Annotated in this window: 15 protein-coding genes and 1 pseudogene; 13 read left to right on the top strand and 3 right to left on the bottom strand. The window is 42.5% G+C overall.

Translation table 11 applies throughout. The annotated features are described in order from the left end of the window. Nucleotides 1–200: 200 nt before the first annotated feature. The 6 genes from PAN06_RS05965 (at nt 201) to PAN06_RS05940 (ending at nt 7,384) form a co-directional block, all read left to right on the top strand. A complete protein-coding gene (locus tag PAN06_RS05965) occupies nt 201–1,130 on the top strand; it encodes a sugar ABC transporter permease (RefSeq protein ID WP_003009701.1) in 930 nt (309 codons plus the stop codon). A 13-nt stretch (nt 1,131–1,143) separates the two neighbouring features. After that, nucleotides 1,144–2,076, top strand: a complete 933-nt coding sequence (locus PAN06_RS05960) for a carbohydrate ABC transporter permease (protein ID WP_003004100.1) — start codon at nt 1,144–1,146, stop codon at nt 2,074–2,076. A 79-nt stretch (nt 2,077–2,155) separates the two neighbouring features. Continuing rightward, entirely contained in the window at nt 2,156–3,637 is a 1,482-nt protein-coding gene (locus PAN06_RS05955) for an ABC transporter substrate-binding protein (protein ID WP_024055443.1), read from the top strand. Between the two features lie 171 nt (nt 3,638–3,808). After that, the gene (locus PAN06_RS05950; protein WP_049475192.1) at nt 3,809–4,420 is read left to right on the top strand and encodes a DUF624 domain-containing protein; all 612 of its coding nucleotides are present in this window, start codon (nt 3,809–3,811) and stop codon (nt 4,418–4,420) included. Between the two features lie 2 nt (nt 4,421–4,422). Further along, nucleotides 4,423–6,069, top strand: coding sequence for a sensor histidine kinase (locus PAN06_RS05945; protein WP_269795853.1), 1,647 nt, complete (start codon nt 4,423–4,425; stop codon nt 6,067–6,069). A gap of 10 nt (nt 6,070–6,079) precedes the next feature. Beyond that, nucleotides 6,080–7,384, top strand: a complete 1,305-nt coding sequence (locus tag PAN06_RS05940; protein ID WP_269795852.1) for a response regulator transcription factor — start codon at nt 6,080–6,082, stop codon at nt 7,382–7,384. Nucleotides 7,385–7,423: 39 nt separating this feature from the next. Here PAN06_RS05940 and PAN06_RS05935 read toward each other — a convergent pair whose 3' ends face one another. Next, entirely contained in the window at nt 7,424–8,278 is an 855-nt protein-coding gene (locus tag PAN06_RS05935) for a putative RNA methyltransferase (RefSeq protein ID WP_269795851.1), read from the bottom strand. Nucleotides 8,279–8,385: 107 nt separating this feature from the next. Continuing rightward, on the bottom strand, nt 8,386–8,694 hold the full coding sequence (locus PAN06_RS05930) for a YciI family protein (RefSeq protein WP_269795850.1): 309 nt from the start codon (nt 8,692–8,694) through the stop codon (nt 8,386–8,388). Nucleotides 8,695–8,781: 87 nt separating this feature from the next. Here PAN06_RS05930 and PAN06_RS05925 point away from each other — a divergent pair. From PAN06_RS05925 to PAN06_RS05905, 5 genes and pseudogenes are all read left to right on the top strand, one after another. Next, nucleotides 8,782–9,099 (top strand): annotated as a pseudogene (locus tag PAN06_RS05925) (helix-turn-helix domain-containing protein). A 122-nt stretch (nt 9,100–9,221) separates the two neighbouring features. Then, nucleotides 9,222–10,088: an ABC transporter ATP-binding protein gene (locus PAN06_RS05920; RefSeq protein WP_269795849.1), complete on the top strand. Its 867-nt coding sequence runs from the start codon at nt 9,222–9,224 to the stop codon at nt 10,086–10,088. Next, on the top strand, nt 10,088–10,930 hold the full coding sequence (locus PAN06_RS05915; RefSeq protein ID WP_049513829.1) for an ABC transporter permease: 843 nt from the start codon (nt 10,088–10,090) through the stop codon (nt 10,928–10,930). The genes PAN06_RS05920 and PAN06_RS05915 overlap by 1 nt, the downstream gene beginning before the upstream one ends. Before the next feature lie 18 nt (nt 10,931–10,948). Continuing rightward, the gene (locus PAN06_RS05910; protein ID WP_049513831.1) at nt 10,949–11,404 is read left to right on the top strand and encodes a LytTR family DNA-binding domain-containing protein; all 456 of its coding nucleotides are present in this window, start codon (nt 10,949–10,951) and stop codon (nt 11,402–11,404) included. 9 nt (nt 11,405–11,413) lie between these two features. Beyond that, nucleotides 11,414–11,827 carry a DUF3021 domain-containing protein gene (locus tag PAN06_RS05905; RefSeq protein WP_049513833.1) on the top strand — a complete coding sequence of 138 codons (414 nt, stop codon included), beginning with the start codon at nt 11,414–11,416 and terminating at the stop codon, nt 11,825–11,827. 62 nt (nt 11,828–11,889) lie between these two features. On the opposite strand, the gene tyrS is transcribed toward PAN06_RS05905, so the two are convergent. After that, a complete protein-coding gene (tyrS, locus tag PAN06_RS05900; RefSeq protein WP_003004779.1) occupies nt 11,890–13,146 on the bottom strand; it encodes a tyrosine--tRNA ligase in 1,257 nt (418 codons plus the stop codon). A 182-nt stretch (nt 13,147–13,328) separates the two neighbouring features. Between tyrS and pbp1b the strand changes: the two genes are divergently transcribed. Then, nucleotides 13,329–15,785 (top strand): penicillin-binding protein PBP1B, encoded by a 2,457-nt coding sequence (pbp1b, locus tag PAN06_RS05895; RefSeq protein ID WP_269795848.1) that lies wholly within the window; start codon nt 13,329–13,331, stop codon nt 15,783–15,785. A gap of 351 nt (nt 15,786–16,136) precedes the next feature. Then, nucleotides 16,137–19,130, top strand: a 2,994-nt coding sequence (gene rpoB / locus PAN06_RS05890) for a DNA-directed RNA polymerase subunit beta (protein ID WP_269795847.1), incomplete at its 3' end; no start/stop codon positions are given.

Raw genomic sequence — 19,130 nt, 5'->3', positions numbered from 1 at the left:
TCATCCACAGTGGCTAGGAGTAGAAGAGGAGCTGTCTTTACGACCACCCTTTTCTACTCTTTTTTAAAGCTATGTCATAAATTTGTAGAATTTTTTCTATAATTAGGAGTTTGAAAATGTAAATGGGCTATCTTATAATAGGTGATGTAAACGCTACCAAAGCAAATAAACACGCTCAAGGCTCAAAGGGGGGGAGTTAAATGAAAAAGTTTGTAAGGACTCTGAGAGAAAATTTCATTTTTCTTTTAATGGTCTTACCTGGTGCAGCGTGGTTAATCTTATTCTTCTATATTCCGGTTTTTGGGAATATCGTAGCATTTAAGGACTATCATATTACGGGAGAGGGCTTCATTGACAGTGTCATGAAGAGTAAGTGGGTTGGCTTTGACAATTTCAAGTTCCTCTTTAGTTCCAAAGATGCCTACATTATTACAAGAAACACGGTATTGTACAACTTAGGATTCATCTTCTTAGGATTGATTGTTTCCGTTGGGATCGCCATCATCTTTAGTGAGTTGAGATCAAAAAGAGTGGTCAAGGTGCTTCAAACCTCCATGCTCTTCCCATACTTCCTATCATGGGTTATCATCAGCTTCTTCACCGATGCCTTCCTTAACGTGGACAAAGGATTGGTCAACCACATCTTAACTTCATTTGGTATGAAAGCCATCAATTTCTACTCGGAATTGTGGATCTGGCCAGCGCTTCTCCTCTTCTTAGGAATTTGGAAAGGCTTTGGTTATAGTAGTGTCATGTACTATGCAACCATCATGGGAATTGACCCAACTTACTATGAAGCAGCGACTGTGGATGGTGCGTCTAAGTGGCAACGCATTCGCAACATCACCATTCCTCAGTTGTCTTCCTTGATTACGGTTTTGACTATTCTTGCAGTCGGAAATATCTTCCGCGCAGATTTCGGTCTTTTCTACCAAATCCCGCATAATGCTGGAGCGCTCTATAGTGTGACCAACGTTATTGATGTTTATGTCTACAACGGTTTGACCAAGTCAGGGGATATCGGGATGACAGCAGCAGCCGGTCTTTACCAATCGGTAGTCGGTTTGGTTCTTGTTTTAATCTCAAATATCATTGCCCGTCGCATTGATAAGAATGCCGCTCTCTTCTAGAAAGGAGGATCGTATGAAAAAATCAACCATTCAAAAAGAAAAAATTGATAATGTCGGGATCCATTCTTTCAGTAAGAAGAGCAACTTCTTCTTTACCTTGTTGTTGACCTTGGTCGGCTTGACCTGTGTGCTTCCCTTCATCTTCGTTGTCATGATCTCTTTGACAGACGAACAAAGTTTGGCAGTCCATGGTTTCCAATTCTGGCCAGCAAAATTTGGATTTGATGGTTACCTCTTCTTGGTACAGTTCAAAGACAAAATCTTGCAAGCCCTCTTCATTACCTTGTTTGTGACCATTGTGGGAACAGCATGTAATGTCTTTATCACCACAACTTATGCTTACGCAATCTCACGGAGTACCTTTAAATACCGCAAGTTCTTTACCGTATTTTCACTCCTTAGTATGCTCTTTAGTGCAGGGTTGGTTCCAAGCTACATTGTGACCACTCAACTCTTGCAGTTAGGTGATACCATCGGGGCTTTGATTATCCCAATGTTGCTCAGTCCATTTAACATCATATTGATGCGGACCTTCTTTAAACGGACCATTCCAGAAGCTATCCTTGAATCCGCTCGGATCGATGGGGCAAGTGAAACACGGATCTTCTTCCAAATCTGCTTGCCATTGTCTCTACCAGGGATTGCGACCATCAGTTTGTTCACCGCTTTAGGGTTCTGGAATGACTGGTTCAATGCCCTCCTCTATATTAAGAGTGACAACCTTTACCCATTGCAATACCTCTTGATGCAAATCCAAAACAATATGGATTACATCGCTAAAAATGTCGGGGTATCCGGCCAATTGGCAGGAGCTGTACAATCCATCCCACGGGAAACAGGACGTATGGCCATGGTGGTTGTGGCAACAGTGCCAATCGCCATTCTCTATCCATTCTTCCAACGCTACTTTGTAAAAGGCTTGACCATCGGTGGTGTGAAAGAATAACATCGTTCATTGAAAATCAACAGGATTTTCAACTCATAACTTAGTCTAAAAAGAAAATAACATAAAGGAGATTTTTCTTATGAAAAATTGGAAAAAATATGCGTTAGCATCTGCTAGTGTCATCGCTCTTGGAGCTACTCTTGCTGCTTGTGGAAGCCTTACAGGTAACAACAAGAAATCTGCAACAACTGAAGACGGTAAACCAATCATCAAGATGTACCAAATCGGTGATAAACCAGATAACTTGGATGTTCTTCTTAAAAATGCCAACAAGATCATTGAAAAGAAAGTTGGCGCAAAATTGGATATCCAATATCTTGGTTGGGGTGACTACGCACAAAAAATGAACGTTATCATCTCATCTGGTGAAAACTATGATATTGCCTTTGCTAATAACTATGTCATTAACGCTCAAAAAGGTGCTTATGCTGACTTGACAGAATTGTACAAGAAAGAAGGGAAAGACCTTTACAAAGCACTTGACCCAGCTTATATCAAAGGGAACACTGTAAATGGCAAGATCTATGCTGTTCCAGTAGCAGCTAACGTTGCATCTTCTCAAAACTTTGCTTTCAACGGACCACTTCTTGAAAAATATGGTATCGACGTTTCAAACGTGAAAGACTATGCTTCTCTTGAACCAGTCTTGAAAGCCATCAAAGAAAAAGATCCAAACGTTGTTCCATTTGCAATGAACAAGAGCTACGGTGGACCTTCAGATGACTTCGACTACGTAGCTGTTGATGGACTTCCATTCGTGGTTGACTTGAAAGGTGACACTACGAAGATCGTTGACCGTTACACCATTCCTCGTTATGTAGAAAACTTGAAGACTCTTCACAAATATTACGAAGCAGGATACATTCCAAAAGACGTAGCAACAAGCGATACTGGTTATGACCTTTCTCAAGATACTTGGTTGGTTCGTGAAGAAACAGTAGGACCAGCTGACTACGGCAATAGCTTGCTTTCTCGTGTAGCAAACCGTAAGATCGACATCAAACCATTTACTGAACTTTACAAGAAGAACAATACTACTCAAGTAGCTAACTTTGTTATCTCAAACAACTCTAAGAACAAAGAAAAAGCAATGGAAGTATTGAACCTCTTGAATACAAACCCAGAACTCTTGAACGGTCTTGTTTACGGACCAGAAGGCAAGAACTGGGAAAAAGTTGAAGGTAAAGAAAACCGTGTCAAAGTCTTGGATGGCTACAACGGAAACACTCACATGTCTGGATGGAACACTGGTAACAACTGGATCCTTTACATCAACGAAAACGTAACAGATGAACAAATTGCACAATCTAAGAAAGACTTGGAAACTGCAAAAGAATCTCCAGCACTTGGTTTCATCTTTAACACAGATAAAGTGAAATCAGAAATCACTGCTCTTACAAATACTTTGAACCAATTCGCAGGTGCGATCAATACTGGTACTGTGGATCCTGAAGTAGAAGTTCCTAAGATGCTTGAAAAATTGAAATCAGAAGGTGCTTACCAAAAAGTGCTTGACGAAATGCAAAAACAATACGACGAATTCCTTGCTTCTAAAAAATAAGAAACAGGTCGTGTGAAAAGGCTTTGGGGCTGTCTCCAAGGCCTTTTTAAGTTTTTATGAAAATGAATCCTGGAAATGAAAATCAATATTTCAATTCACTAATGCAAATATGAGGAAAGCGTTTTATTTTTATGATATAATAGAATAACTAATTGGGAAAGAGGCTGAATGATGGGAAAAATCATCGAGTTCATTTTTACGAGAGTCTATGTTGCTATGCTGGTAACAGGGATTTTTTGGGTCTTGACGATCTGTGGGGGTGTTCTGCTAGGAGTAGGACCGGCTAGTGCCACTATCATGAGCCTCTATGCGGAAAATGGCATGACCTACAAGGACTATCATTGGTCACGCGCTTGGGAACTCTTCAAAGAAAATCTACGCCCGGCTAATCAAGTCTTTTACACCTTCTTTGCCATTGAAGGGGTTCTCCTTTATGGCATGTACCTCATGATCCAGATCCCTCACTTGAATTTCTTCCAAATTTTGGTTCTCTTGTTTAATCTGGTTTTCCTCTTGGTTGCGCCTCTAGCTTACGCCGTTTATTTGAAATTGCAAGTGCATTTTGCTCTCTCTTATGCCAACAGTATCAAGCTCAGTTTGATCGGAATGTTGCTGGACATTCGTCCAGTTCTTAAGCTCATCCTTGGAACAGCACTACTTGGTGTCATTAGCTACTATATGCCAGCCCTTCTCTTTTTTGTCTTGATCGGCGTCTGGCATTTCTTTGTCAATGATATCTTTGACCCTGTTTATCAAAATATCCACGAAAAATTGGTATCCTAACGATGAAAAAAATCTGGTTAAGTACGCTTTTAAAATTCTACGCCTATGTTATGGTGGTCATTTTGACCATTATGGGTCTCGTCGTAGCGGGGATCTCTTGGAAAAACCAGCAAGCTGAAGCCGATCGGATCGCCCAACGGGTCTTGACTGAAGTCGTGACGGATCTCGAGACCTCTTATCAGCGGGTCACACAAGAAGGGCGTAGTCTCGTTGAAAACCCTGCAAAATTAGAAGGGGTTTATCGCTATTTTACCTTGTCACCATCGGAGTATGAGACTTGGCGATTGAATGCCCAGTTTCCTTCTTATATCCAATTGTCCCTACATAAGAATATTGACAGTCTCTATTTGAGCAATAAAAACATCGAGGGCATCGATGTCACCTTGTCGGATTACAAGACAGTATTTGTCTCTACCCGGCAATCGAAGGGGGGTAAGCAAGTTTCAGCGGACCATTACAAGGCTCCTGCGACAGCTATTCCAGTTCCTTTGACAGATCCGACAACGGGTGCTGGAGTTGGGATTGCTTATATGACCTTGGACCAGGAAATTTTGACGGCAGCGATTGACAATGCTAGAGGAGATCTACCGGTTGCTGTGCGGATCTTCACGCCCTTTGGGAAAGAAATGTACCATGAAGGGGATAAGGAGCAAGCAAAAGATGTTAAATGGCAAACCCGTAGCACGATCTATGGCTACAAGGTGGATGTAGTCGTTTCTGAAAGTTATTTGGTCAAGAAGGGTCTAGCTAACCTGACCACTTTTCTCTCCATTGCTTTCCTGATTTTCTTGATCCTGTACTTGTTATTACGGCAGATTTTCAAAAATTACCGGCGTCAAGTCCTCGACTTGGTCGATACCATGAATCAGATCAGTCAAGGCGATAGTGAACGACGGATTGATACCTCGACCAAGGACCAAGAACTTTTGGTCATTGGTAATATGATCAATACCATGTTAGACAATATGGACAAGAACATTCGGGATATCTACCAGTTGCAGCTCAGCCAAAAAGATGCCAATATGCGGGCCCTACAAGCCCAGATCAATCCCCATTTCATGTACAATACACTGGAATTTATCCGGATGTATGCCGTCATGCAAGAGCAGGATGAATTGGGTGATATTATCTATGAGTTTAGTAGTCTCTTGCGCAATAATATCTCAGATGAGCGAGTGACGACGGTTGAAAATGAGCTCGAATTTTGTCGCAAATACAGCTACCTCTGCATGGTACGTTATCCCAAATCGATTGCCTATGGCTTTAAGATCGATCCAGGTTTGGAAAAAATGAAGATTCCAAAATTCACCATCCAGCCTTTGGTCGAGAACTATTTTGCGCATGGAGTGGACCATAAACGCAAGGACAATGTGATCAGTGTCAAGGTCTTGCAAGGAGAAGGGCAGGTCATCATCTTGATCACTGATAATGGGCGCGGGATGAAAGAAGAACAGCTAGAAAGCATTCAAGAGATGCTAGCCAATCGCAATCCACGCTCAGAAATCGAAGAAAAGAGTGGTCGGCAGTCCATCGGAATTGTCAATGTCCATGAACGCATGCTGCTCTATTTTGGAGATCGCTACCATATCCAAGTCTTCTCCCAACCTCACCATGGAGTGACCTATACGATAACCATTCAAGATGAATAAAGGAGACAGAATGTACAAAGTCTTATTAGTAGACGATGAGTATATGATTACAGAAGGGTTAAAAAAATTAATCCCCTTTGACCACTGGAATATGGAAGTGGTCGCAACTGCAGAAGATGCAGACCAGGCCCTTGATTATGTGCGAGAGTATCCGGTAGATGTGGTGATCACGGATGTCAATATGCCTGGGAAAACTGGACTTCAGATGATTGCTGAGATGAAGGATTTGATCCCAGATGCTGCCTTTATCATTATGTCAGGCTATCAGGATTTTGAATACGTCAAGACAGCCCTCAATTTGCGCGTGGCAGACTACCTGCTCAAACCTGTCAATAAGGTGGAGATGGGCAATATCCTAGAAAAAATTCAGCATAAAATCCAGCAACCAAGCCAAGAGTTGGCCGACCGTTTGATTCACGATGATATCTCTGAGGAAGAGTTTTGTCGCTATATCGCAGGTCGGAACTCATTGTGGATTGGAGTCGCTAAGGAGAAAAAAGGCTTTATCAGCTCGTCTTATCAAGTTCTTGGGCAAAATCTTCAACTCTTTATATCGAGTCAGGAAGAAGAAGCCATGATTGAGAAGGCCTTTGAGCCTCCGTATAAGGAGCACTTTCATCAATTTAAGGACCTAGTAGAGCGGAGCCTCTTTTATGGAGCGACCCCTCTTAATCAAGATGAAGAGGTCTTCCATTACTACGAGCCTGCCTATCGGGTGATCATGCAAGGAAATATCCAACAGATCTTAGAAGAACTGGCCTGGTTAGAAAAAATGATCCTTGAGAAGACACCTAAGGTTTCGCTGACCAAGCAGCTCTTTATTCAATTTTTGATGGATGTCTTTCATTTGTTTGAATACCTGCAAGGAGATGATTTGGCCGATGTGGTCAAGAAAGTCCATGATGCTGCCACCTTTAGCGAGATGATTGGCTTTATCCAGGAAGAGTTGTCCCGTTTCTTATCCCACTATCGGATGAATGAAAATGTAGCGAGTGTCCTCCAAGTGATTAGCCGTGATTACCAAAAAGAGCTGTCACTCAAGGACATCAGTCAGGGTCTCTTTATCAATCCAGTCTATTTAGGACAATTGATTAAACGAGAAACCAATGCGACTTTCGCAGAACTCCTCAACAAACAGCGGATCAAGGCTGCCCAGCAGCTCCTCTTATCGACCAATGACAGTATTGAAGATATCTGCTACAAGGTCGGTTACAGTAATGTTGGCTATTTCTACAAGGTTTTCCGCAAACTCTGTGGAAAATCGCCTAAAACCTATCGCTTACAAGTCATGACAGAGCATACAGAAGATGAGTAAAAGGCTGAGACAAATCGTCTCAGCCTTTTACTTTGTATTTTATGTCCTTTGTATCTTGATTTTCCCAACCAATATTTGGGCCTCAATGGTGATTTCTGTGAGTTGGGTCCAATCGATTGTTTCTTGGTCAACGTGAAATAGAAGGGGGGTCATGGTGAGGAGCGCCTGACGTTCTTCAGGAGTTAAACTCTTGGTAAGGCTGACCGTTTCGGATGAGAGAATCTGACAGTGATCTTCAAAGTGCTCCAAAATTTCCTGGTTGGAGTAAGATTGCTTGGCCAATTGATCTTGGGCCAACTGACGAATTTCTTTTAGATGAGAAGAGGTTGGGACGACCTTAATGATCACCCCTTCTGTCTTTATGACACGTTCAAATTCAGCGTAATTAGCCGGGGAGAAGATATCCAAAATGACCTCCATACTCTTAGATTGAATGGGTAAATGAGCCAAATCTCCTACAAACCAATTGACCTTCCAGCTAGCATCACTCTTGGCAGCTAGTTGTACGGATTCCTTTGAAAGATCAAATGCATAGAAAGTAGCTTGGGGATAAGCTTCTTGTAGTTTTCGGGAGTAATAGCCTTCCCCGCAGCCGATATCTAGAATTCTGGCATCACTGGTCGGAATCTTTTGTCCGATCGCTGTTAGAATCGGCTCATAAAAACCTGCTTCTAGGATCAGCTGGCGATTCTGGAAATTTTCCTTGTCATAGTCCTTTGATTGTTTGATCTGGGGAGCCAGGTTGACATAGCCAAATTTCGCCAAATCAAAAGAATGGCCCTTGGGACATTTAAAACTGGTCCCCACAAGTTCTAGGTCCAGTTGACAGATAGGACAGGCAAAGGCAGTGGCTGTTTGAAATCGTTGTAATTTTGGTTTGATCGGTGTATTCATATTAGTAGTGTAACAAAAGAGCCTCTAGATAGCAACTGATGCTTTAATGGGACTAAGTCACACTTTTTTAACGGTTCTACGCGGAATTGAGTGGACCTTGAGTTTCTTTATCTAATTTTGTCCACTGGATTGTTCAGGACGGTTTTCAATTCTGGACAATATTTACTTGCCTCAAATTTAATGATCTCATATTGAGCAATCTCATTTTGATAGAATGGATCGTGTGCAATGATTTCTTGGACAGCATCTTTATTTTTTGCTCTCATGAGAATGATACCGCCGGTCCTTGGATTTTTTCTTCCAGATGCGATAAAATGACCTTTTGTATAATACTGATTTAAAAAATCTATGTGTTTTTCTAAGAATTTTTCAACTTCATCAAGGGGCTTGATATAGGTAAGATTTACAATAAACATAAGTGACTCCTTTAAAATAAATGATAAATAGATTATAATACTTTACAAACTACCTGAATAGTAGGCACATTTTTGTAAGGAGAAAAAATGTTAACAAATAAAAATTGGAACTGTAGTATGTCTCGAGTCTTAGATGTGGTTGGTGGGAAATGGAGGATGAATATATTATGGGTTATAAACAAGCATAAGAAAGTTCGTTTCAATCAATTGAGAAGAGAAGTTGAAGGGATTACAACTATCAGTTTGACACGTGGATTAGATGTTTTAATAGAGAACCAATTGGTTGAGAAATATGATTATGAGTCTTTGCCTCTTCATACAGAATAGGAGTTGACAGAAAAAGGTAAATCACTGATGCCGATTTTAAAGGACTTGAATCAATGGGGAAAAGAATGGTTGCAATAAATTTTCTTCTTTTTGTCTCTTCCATCTCACCACTTGGACCCTCATTTTGACTGTTTATCCCAAAAGGCCGTTTTTTAAACGGCTTTTTTGCTAGACTGATATTGTCAAAAAGGAGAGAGAACATGATATTACAAGCTAAAAACATCAGTAAACGGTATGGAAATCATCTAGCGGTTGATCATATTCACCTGCAGTTTGAAAAGGGGACGTTTAATGCGATTCTAGGACCAAATGGGGCGGGGAAATCAACGACGATTTCTATGTTGATCGGTTTGAAACAACCAACGCAAGGCGAAATAATCTATGAACCCGGTGCTAAAATTGGTGTGGTCTTCCAAACCAGTGTTTTAGATGAGATGCTGACGGTTAGGGAAAATCTGACCATTCGTGCCAGACAGTACAAAGGCCTAAAACCAAATCGTGTGTCTGATCTTATTGATCGACTAGGCCTATCAGCTTTCCAAAAGCAGAAATATGGGACGCTTTCAGGCGGCCAAAAGCGTCGGGTTGACATTGCGCGTGCTCTACTGCACGGTCCAGATCTTCTGTTCTTAGATGAGCCAACGACAGGTTTAGACATTCAAACCCGGAAGTCTATTTGGGATTTGCTCTATCAATTGCAGAGAGAAGAGGGAATGACCGTTGTATTGACCACGCATTATCTTGACGAAGCAGATGAAGCTGATCAAATTTATATTGTAGACCATGGGAAAGTGATTGCTCAAGGATCGGCACTAGATATTAAGAGCCAATATGCTACTAATATCTTAAAGATTCGTTTCAAGGAGAGACAGCAGATAGAAAGTCTCAAATCTTCGGGAATGTCAGTAGAGCAACAAAGTCAATTGGAGTATGTTCTTCGACCCGAGAGTGAAAGGGAAGCCATTGATTACCTGGTACAAGTTAGAGATAAATTAGCCCATTTTGAGTTTCGTCCAGGGACCATGGATGATGCCTTTATTGCACTAACAGGAAGGGAGGTTCGCTAATGTTAGCCTTACTAAAGCGAAATTTTTTATTGTATTTTAGGAATCGTTCAGGTGTTTTCTTCTCCTTGTTGGGAGCCTTGATTTCCTTTATTCTCTATATTATTTTTCTTCAAAAAAATCTAACAGATGCCTGGGCTCAGCTTCCCAATAGTGCTCCTGTGTTAAATAATTGGTTAATGAGTGGGACGCTGGCTGTGACAGGGATTACGACAAGTCTGGCTGCCCTGACTCAGTTAGTAAAGGACCGTGAACATCAAGTAGATCAGGATCTTTATTTATCGGATCAAGGAAAGTGGCGGTTAGCATTTTCGTATCTAACGAGTGCAATCATCATTTCTTTTTCCATGCAGATCCTTATGTATGTGCTGATGTGTGGCTATTTTAGAGAAGTTCCAACCTTATCTCTATTACCTGAAGTGCTCCTTATTATGCTACTTAGTAGCCTACTTTCTAGCTTAGTGAATGCCATTTTTGTTTATTTTTTCCAATCAGTAGACAGTCTTGGGAAGTTTTCGACCATAGTGGGTACAGCTTCTGGTTTTTTGGTAGGGACTTATGTACCTTTGGGCGTTCTACCTAATTTTGCTCAACTACTAATGAAATGTACCCCAGCAACTTATATTGCTGCACTTTATCGACAAGTCCTCATGAAAGAAGCATTAAGTGAGACCTTTAAAGGTCAAGATAATCTTCTTCAAGAGTTTCAAGAAAAAATGGGTGTTCAGCTCAAATGGCAAACTTTATTGACAAAGGAACAAACATACCTTATAGTGTTAGGAGGTATTCTTCTAGCTTTGGGGATTTGGATTTCCTTGGCAAAAAGATCGAGTAAAAGAAAGTAAGTGAGAATTGGAGTAGGAATGAAGATTCGTTTTGAGGAAAAACAAGATATCCCAGAAAACGACCCCTGTGTGGTCATTCAAGCCAAGCAATTATCTGATCAAGCACGAGAGGTGATGGAGTATCTCGAACAATTTTCGACAGTGAATCAAGTAGTGATCCCTATCAAAACAGATGATCATTTGATCATGGTGAAAATTGATGACATTATTCTAGCCGAGATTGATAAGAATCAGCTCACCATTTATACGACAGACAAAACGTTCACCATCAGAGATACTTTGATAAATTTTCAACATCGGATTAATCGTCGTAATTTTTTACAGATATCACGCCACGCGGTGATGAATATCGACCATTTAGAATCGCTATCGGATAGTTTTTCAGGCAATATGATGGCTAAACTGACACGTGGAGTAAAATCAAGTGTCAGTCGGAAATATGTCAAATCCTTGATGGATTATTTAGGGGTATAGGAGAAAGTGATGAAACGAGTTATAGCTTATTTTGTATCTGGTATGAGGACAGGATCCTTCTTTTATTTGTGTTTGGTGTTATTATCCCATGTCTATACCAACATCGTCTATCCTGCTGTAAATGTCCGCAATATCCTGGCGATCTTTTTGATGAGTGGGACAATGGGAGTCTTGACATTCATTCTTGAGGAAGAAGAGTTTTTGACCTATAGTTTGCGTGTGGCCTTGCATTTAGTTGTGACAGCTGCCATCTTAGCATTAACCTACTTGTTTTTTGGCTGGGGGACAGCCTTACGGAGCCCGATTCCTTGGTTGATCTTTCTAGCCATTTACGGCCTGATCTGGCTGTACCAGATTTGGCAGCTCCATAAAAAAACTCAACGAATTAACCAAGCTTTGTTGCATCGCAGAAAAGGGAAATAGTCCCAGAAAAAAGTATATAAGAAAACCACGAAGTTTCGTATTAACTTCGTGGTTTTGCTTTCTTAATATGTCAAAACAAAGTATTTTTTCTTACCGCGACGGATAACGGTCAATTCATTTTCTAATTTATCGCTATCGCTCAAGACATAGTCAAGGTCTTGGATGCGTTCGCCGTTGACGTAGATAGCTCCGTTTTGAACATCTTCGCGGGCTTGGCGTTTAGAATTGACCACACCAGCTGTGACCAAGAGTTCAACGATGTTGAGGTTGTCTTCTGCTTGGACCTGGTAGTTTGGCACACCACGAAGGCCTTGTTTGAGTTCTTTGACAGAAAGGTTTTTGATGTTTCCTGCAAAGAGTTGTTCTGTGATGTTGAGGGCTTCCTTGTAGGCTTCTTCACCGTGGACAAGGGTGACCACTTCACGCGCCAAGATCTTTTGAGCCAAGCGTTCATGAGGAGCAGCCTCAAACTGTTTGCGGATCTCTTCAATCTCATCAAGTGACAAGAAAGTGAAGATCTTCAAGAAGCGCACAGCATCCGCATCCATCACATTCATCCAGAATTGGTACATTTCGTATGGAGATGTTTTGTCTGCATTGAGCCAGACCGCATTGCCTTCTGATTTACCGAATTTCTTACCAGTTGCATCTGTGATCAAAGGAACAGTCATAACATGACCAGTTTTATCTGCTTTACGACGCATCAACTCAGTACCAGCTGTCATGTTTCCCCATTGGTCAGACCCACCGATTTGAAGGGTGACATTGTGTTCTTGGTTGAGGACGTAGAAGTCATAGCCTTGCATAATTTGGTAGGCAAATTCTGTGTAAGAAATCCCTGTCTCAATCCGTTTTTTAACAGATTCTTTACTCATCATAGCATTGACTGTAAAGTATTTTCCGACATCACGAAGGAAGTCAATAAAGCTAATGCTTCCGAACCAATCGTAGTTGTTGACCATTTCGGCTTTATTGTCCCCATTTTCAAAATCGAGGAAACGAGACAATTGTCCTTGAATGGAGCGAACCCATTCTTGTACAGTTTCTTTTGTTTGGAGACTACGTTCAGCATCTTTGAAGGACGGATCTCCAATGAGACCAGTCGCACCGCCAACGAGCGCATAAGGTTTGTGGCCTGCTAGTTGAAGACGACGGCTCGTCAAGATGGCAACCAAGTGACCAAGGTGAAGGCTGTCAGCAGTTGGATCATAACCAGTATAATAAGAAACCTGACCTTCTTCCAGTGCTTTGCGCAAGGCTTCTTCATCCGTCGTTTGAAATACCAAACCACGCTCTTTTAGCTCATCAAAAATGTGCATGTGTCTTTTCTCCTTTATAAGTTTATTCATTTCTCTATTCTACCATAAACCACGGAAATGGCAATGCTTTCCATCATTTTCTTGTCCTTACCCAGGAAGAATGAGCGAGGATTTCTACGCTCTTGTGATTGAAAACAAAGGGGCTAATCTGCTATAATATAGGGAACAAGGAGAAAGAATCAGTGAATCAATTAAAAGAGAAGCTGCAAGAGTTTTGGAAGAAAGTCCAAAAATTCTTTGCAAAGATGTATACAGAAACTCCGAATAAGGAAAAAAATGAAGAAAGTAGCTGGTCTGTCGGCGATATTTTTGCGACCTTTTTGAGGACGCTCAAACTCTTGTGGGATGTGATGATCGCCTTATTTGTGTGCCTCTTTTTATTTGGCGCAGGGATCGGGATTGGTTATGCAGCAAGCCTCTTTAGCAATGTCAAGGTTCCAAAGACAGAAGAGCTGGTCCAGCAGGTTCGCAATGTCAGCAGTGTTTCAAAACTGACCTATTCCGATAAGAGCCTGATTGCAGAAGTGGACAGTGATTTGATCCGCACGCCGGTAGCTGGAGATGCCATTTCCGACAATGTCAAAAAGGCTGTGATCGCTACTGAGGATGAGAACTTTGAAAGCCACAAGGGGGTTGTGCCCAAAGCTGTTCTTCGGGCGACGCTTGGATCTGTAGCCGGTGTCGGTTCCTCTAGTGGGGGATCGACCTTAACCCAGCAGTTGATCAAACAGCAAGTCGTAGGAGATGCTCCAACCTTTACTCGTAAGGCGACAGAGATTGTCGATGCCCTAGCTTTAGAGAGGGGAATGGATAAAAACGAAATCCTAACCACCTACTTAAACGTCTCGCCTTTTGGACGAAACAATCGGGGACAAAATATTGCAGGTGTGGAAGCCGCGGCTCAAGGGATCTTTGGCGTCTCTGCGAAAGACTTGTCTGTTCCACAAGCAGCCTTTATCGCTGGCTTGCCACAGAGTCCGATTGTCTACTCTCCTTATGCTGCAGACGGTAGCCTAAAGAGCAAGGAGAACCTCGAGTTAGGTTTGGCGCGTGCCAAAGATGTCTTGTTCAATATGTACCGGACGGGAGCCTTATCGAAAAAAGACTACGAAACCTATGCTCAGTACGACTTGACCAAGGACTTCATCGCTCCAGATAGCATCGAGAAAACACCGCATGACTACCTCTACTTCCAAGCCATGGCAGAAGCAAAAGAGGCCATGTATGATTACTTGATCAAGCGAGACAATGTCACCAAGCAAGACCTGAAAAATAATGAAACCGTCAAGGCTTATCAAGAATTAGCTGAGAGTGAGTTGCGCGAAGGTGGCTACACTATCCAAACCACGATTAACAAACCGGTTCACAATGCGATGCAGGCTGCAGTTGCGAATTTTGGAAGCGTCTTGGATGATGGGACGGGACTGGTAGAAGTTGGGAATGTCCTGATGGACAACCGAACGGGTGCTGTTTTAGGATTTATCGGTGGTCGGAATTTTGATGGTAACCAAAACAACCATGCCTTTGATACAGAACGTTCCCCAGGGTCTGCTATCAAGCCGCTGTTGGCCTATGGGATTGCCATCGACCAAGGCTTGATGGGAAGCAATAGCATCCTTTCTAACTACCCGACTAATTTCTCAAGTGGTGAGCCGATCATGCACGTGGATAGCCGAGGGACAGCCATGATGGATCTCCGTGAGGCCCTCAATACCTCATGGAATATTCCAGCTTACTGGACATACCGGACCCTTCGTGAAAAGGGTGTGGATGTCCCATCCTACATGAAGAAAATGGGCTATGATATCCCTGAATATGGCATTGAGAGTCTGCCAATGGGGGGAGGAATTGAGGTCACTGTTGCCCAACATACCAATGGTTTCCAAACCATTGCTAACAATGGGAACTACCTCAAACGCTACATGGTAGAGCAAATCATTGATCGAGATGGAGATGTAGTTTACAAGCACGAGGCAGATCCTGTTCGTGTTTACTCTCCAGCAACGGCAACGATTATGCAGGATCTCTTGCGCGGGGTTATTACGTCTGGTGCTACAACGACCTTTAAGTCACGAATTAGCCAAGTCAACCCAACGCTGGCAGGTGCTGACTGGATTGGAAAAACCGGTACCACTAACTCAAATGGGGATATGTGGTTGATGTTGTCCACTCCAAATGTTTCTTTAGGAGGTTGGATCGGCCATGACAACAATGCTTCCATGCAGGCCTTGACTGGATACAACAACAATGCTCAATACATGGCGCAGTTGGCGAATGCGATCTACCAAGCAGATCCAAGTCTCTTTGGAATTCAGGATAAATTCACTCTCGATAAGAGTGTGATCCGCTCTGAAGTGCTCAAATCGACTGGAGAAAGGCCAGGTCGCGTCAATGTCAATGGTAGAGATATCGATCTGAGCGGTCAAACTGTGACGAGTCTTTGGGCCAAAAACGGAGCGCCAACCACTCAATACCGCTTTGCCATCGGGGGATCGGATAGTGATTATCAAAGTGCTTGGGCAGCCATTCTCGGTAATACCAGTGGAAACCAGCCGAATAATAAGAACAATTCGACAACCAATAGTTCATCAAGCAATAGTTCAAATCGAAACAGCTCAAATCGTAGCAATCAACGCTAGTGTGATCCTTTAGAAAACCTAGAGAAAGCCTTGATTTTTGGAGCAAAAAACGGTATAATAGTAATAACTAATTTGTCGTGTGCTTTATTTGAAATATTGTCCAAATAAGAGCTTACAGCAGTTAAATCTTACTTGAATAAGTCGATTTAGCTGCTCTTTTTGTGCCTATTTTTTAGGAAAATCCTAGTTTGTTACACAAATTTAATTTTTCTAAAAATTACAAAAAGCGACGAATGAGGTGAAGAGACAGCTCTTCACGTGATGCAAATCACACAATTGTAGTTAAAACCGGATAGGTGGTAGGAGTGATGTTACCAAGCTATCCTAGTATGGAAAAAGGAGCTAAAAACTTTGGCAGGACATGACGTTCAATACGGGAAACATCGGACCCGTCGTAGTTTTTCAAGAATCAAAGAGGTTCTTGATTTACCAAACTTGATTGAAATCCAGACAGACTCATTCAAAGATTTCTTGGATCATGGCTTGAAGGAAGTATTTGAAGATGTGCTTCCAATCTCGAACTTCACGGATACAATGGAATTGGAATTTGTGGGATATGAAATCCGCGACCCCAAGTATTCGCTTGAAGAAGCGCGCATCCATGATGCCAGCTATTCAGCCCCAATCTTTGTGACCTTCCGTTTGGTCAACAAAGAAACAGGTGAAATCAAGACCCAAGAAGTTTTCTTTGGTGATTTCCCAATCATGACTGAAATGGGAACCTTCATCATCAATGGTGGAGAACGGATTATCGTATCTCAGTTGGTCCGCTCACCAGGTGTCTACTTCAATGATAAGGTGGACAAGAATGGTAAGATTGGTTATGGATCTACTGTTATCCCTAACCGTGGAGCTTGGTTAGAGCTTGAAACTGACTCAAAAGACATCGCCTACACACGCATCGACCGCACACGTAAAATTCCATTTACAACGCTTGTGCGTGCTCTTGGATTCTCAGGAGATGATGAAATCATCGATATCTTTGGGGATAGCGAATTGGTTCGCAATACCATCGAAAAAGATATCCACAAAAATCCAATGGATTCACGGACAGATGAAGCCCTCAAAGAAATCTATGAGCGTCTTCGTCCAGGTGAACCAAAGACAGCGGAAAGCTCACGTAGCTTGTTGGTGGCCCGTTTCTTTGATCCACGTCGTTATGACTTGGCACCAGTTGGTCGCTATAAGATCAACAAGAAACTCAATATCAAGAACCGCTTGTTGAACCAAACGATTGCAGAACCGTTGGTGGATGCTGAAACAGGAGAAATCCTTGTAGAAGCTGGTACCGTGATGACGCGCGATGTCATCGACAGCATCTCAGGACAATTGGATAACGGTTTGAACAAAATCACTTACATTCCAAATGATGCTGCTGTTTTGACAGAACCAGTTGAATTGCAAAAATTCAAAGTTGTCGCTCCAACAGATCCAGACCGTGTTGTCACCATCATCGGAAATGCTAATCCATCTGACAAAGTACGCATCGTAACTCCAGCAGATATCTTGGCAGAGATGAGCTATTTCTTGAACCTTGCAGAAGGAATTGGCCGTGTAGATGATATCGACCACCTTGGAAACCGTCGGATTCGTGCCGTTGGTGAATTGCTTGCCAACCAAGTGCGTCTTGGACTTTCACGGATGGAACGAAACGTTCGCGAACGGATGTCTGTGCAAGATAACGATGTCTTGACACCACAACAAATTATTAACATTCGTCCAGTAACTGCAGCGATTAAAGAATTCTTTGGTTCTTCACAATTGTCACAGTTCATGGACCAACACAACCCACTTTCTGAGTTGTCTCACAAACGTCGTTTGTCTGCCTTAGGGCCTGGTGGTTTGACACGTGACCGTGCCGGATATGAAGTGCGTGACGTGCACTATACCCACTATGGTCGGATGTGTCCAATCGAAACACCTGAAGGACCAAATATCGGTTTGATCAACAACTTGTCATCCTATGGACACTTGAACAAGTATGGTTTCATCCAAACGCCATACCGTAAAGTGGACCGTGAAAAAGGTGTGGTGACCAACGAAATCGTTTGGTTGACAGCCGATGAAGAAGATGAGTACATCGTCGCTCAGGCCAACTCTAAGTTGAACGAAAAGGGTGGCTTTGCTGAGCCAATCGTTATGGGACGTCACCGTGGTAACAACCAAGAGTTCCCATCTGATCAAGTCGACTACATGGACGTGTCTCCAAAACAAGTAGTTGCCGTTGCGACAGCATGTATTCCTTTCTTGGAAAACGATGACTCCAACCGTGCCCTCATGGGTGCCAACATGCAACGTCAAGCTGTTCCATTGATTGATCCAAAAGCCCCTTATGTGGGTACTGGTATGGAATACCAAGCAGCCCATGACTCAGGAGCTGCAGTCATTGCTCAACATGATGGTAAAGTTACCTATGCAGATGCGGACAAGGTAGAAGTTCGTCGGGAAGATGGATCTCTTGATGTATATCACATCCAAAAATTCCGTCGTTCAAACTCAGGTACAGCCTACAACCAACGTACTCTGGTTAAAGTTGGTGAAACCGTTGAAAAAGGTGACTTTATCGCTGACGGTCCATCGATGGAAAAAGGGGAAATGGCCCTTGGTCAAAACCCAATCGTCGCTTACATGACTTGGGAAGGGTATAACTTCGAGGATGCCGTTATCATGAGCGAACGCTTGGTGAAAGAAGATGTCTACACATCTGTTCACTTGGAAGAATTCGAATCAGAAACACGCGATACCAAGTTAGGCCCTGAAGAAATTACCCGTGAAATTCCAAACGTCGGTGAAGATGCTCTTCGTGACTTGGATGAAACAGGTATTATCCGTATTGGTGCGGAAGTAAAAGAAGGCGATATCCTTGTCGGTAAGGTAACACCGAAGGGTGAAAAAGACCTTTCTGCTGAAGAACGTCTCCTTCACGCGATCTTTGGAGATAAATCTCGTGAAGTGCGTGATACTTCTCTTCGTGTACCTCACGGTGGAGATGGAGTCGTTCGCGATGTTAAGATCTTTACCCGTGCAAACGGTGATGAATTACAATCTGGTGTCAACATGTTGGTTCGTGTTTACATTGCACAAAAACGCAAGATCCGCGTCGGAGATAAGATGGCCGGTCGTCACGGAAACAAAGGGGTTGTGTCTCGTATTGTTCCAGTTGAAGATATGCCTTACCTTCCAGACGGTACACCAGTTGATATCATGTTGAACCCTCTTGGGGTGCCATCACGTATGAATATCGGTCAGGTTATGGAACTTCACCTTGGTATGGCAGCTCGTAACTTGGGTATTCACATCGCGACACCAGTCTTTGATGGAGCAAGCTCAGAAGACCTCTGGGAT

It is taken from the genome of Streptococcus sp. SM3, assembly GCF_027497875.1.
Note: the sequence above shows the minus strand (reverse complement) of the source record. Positions and strands in the feature narration are given on the sequence as shown.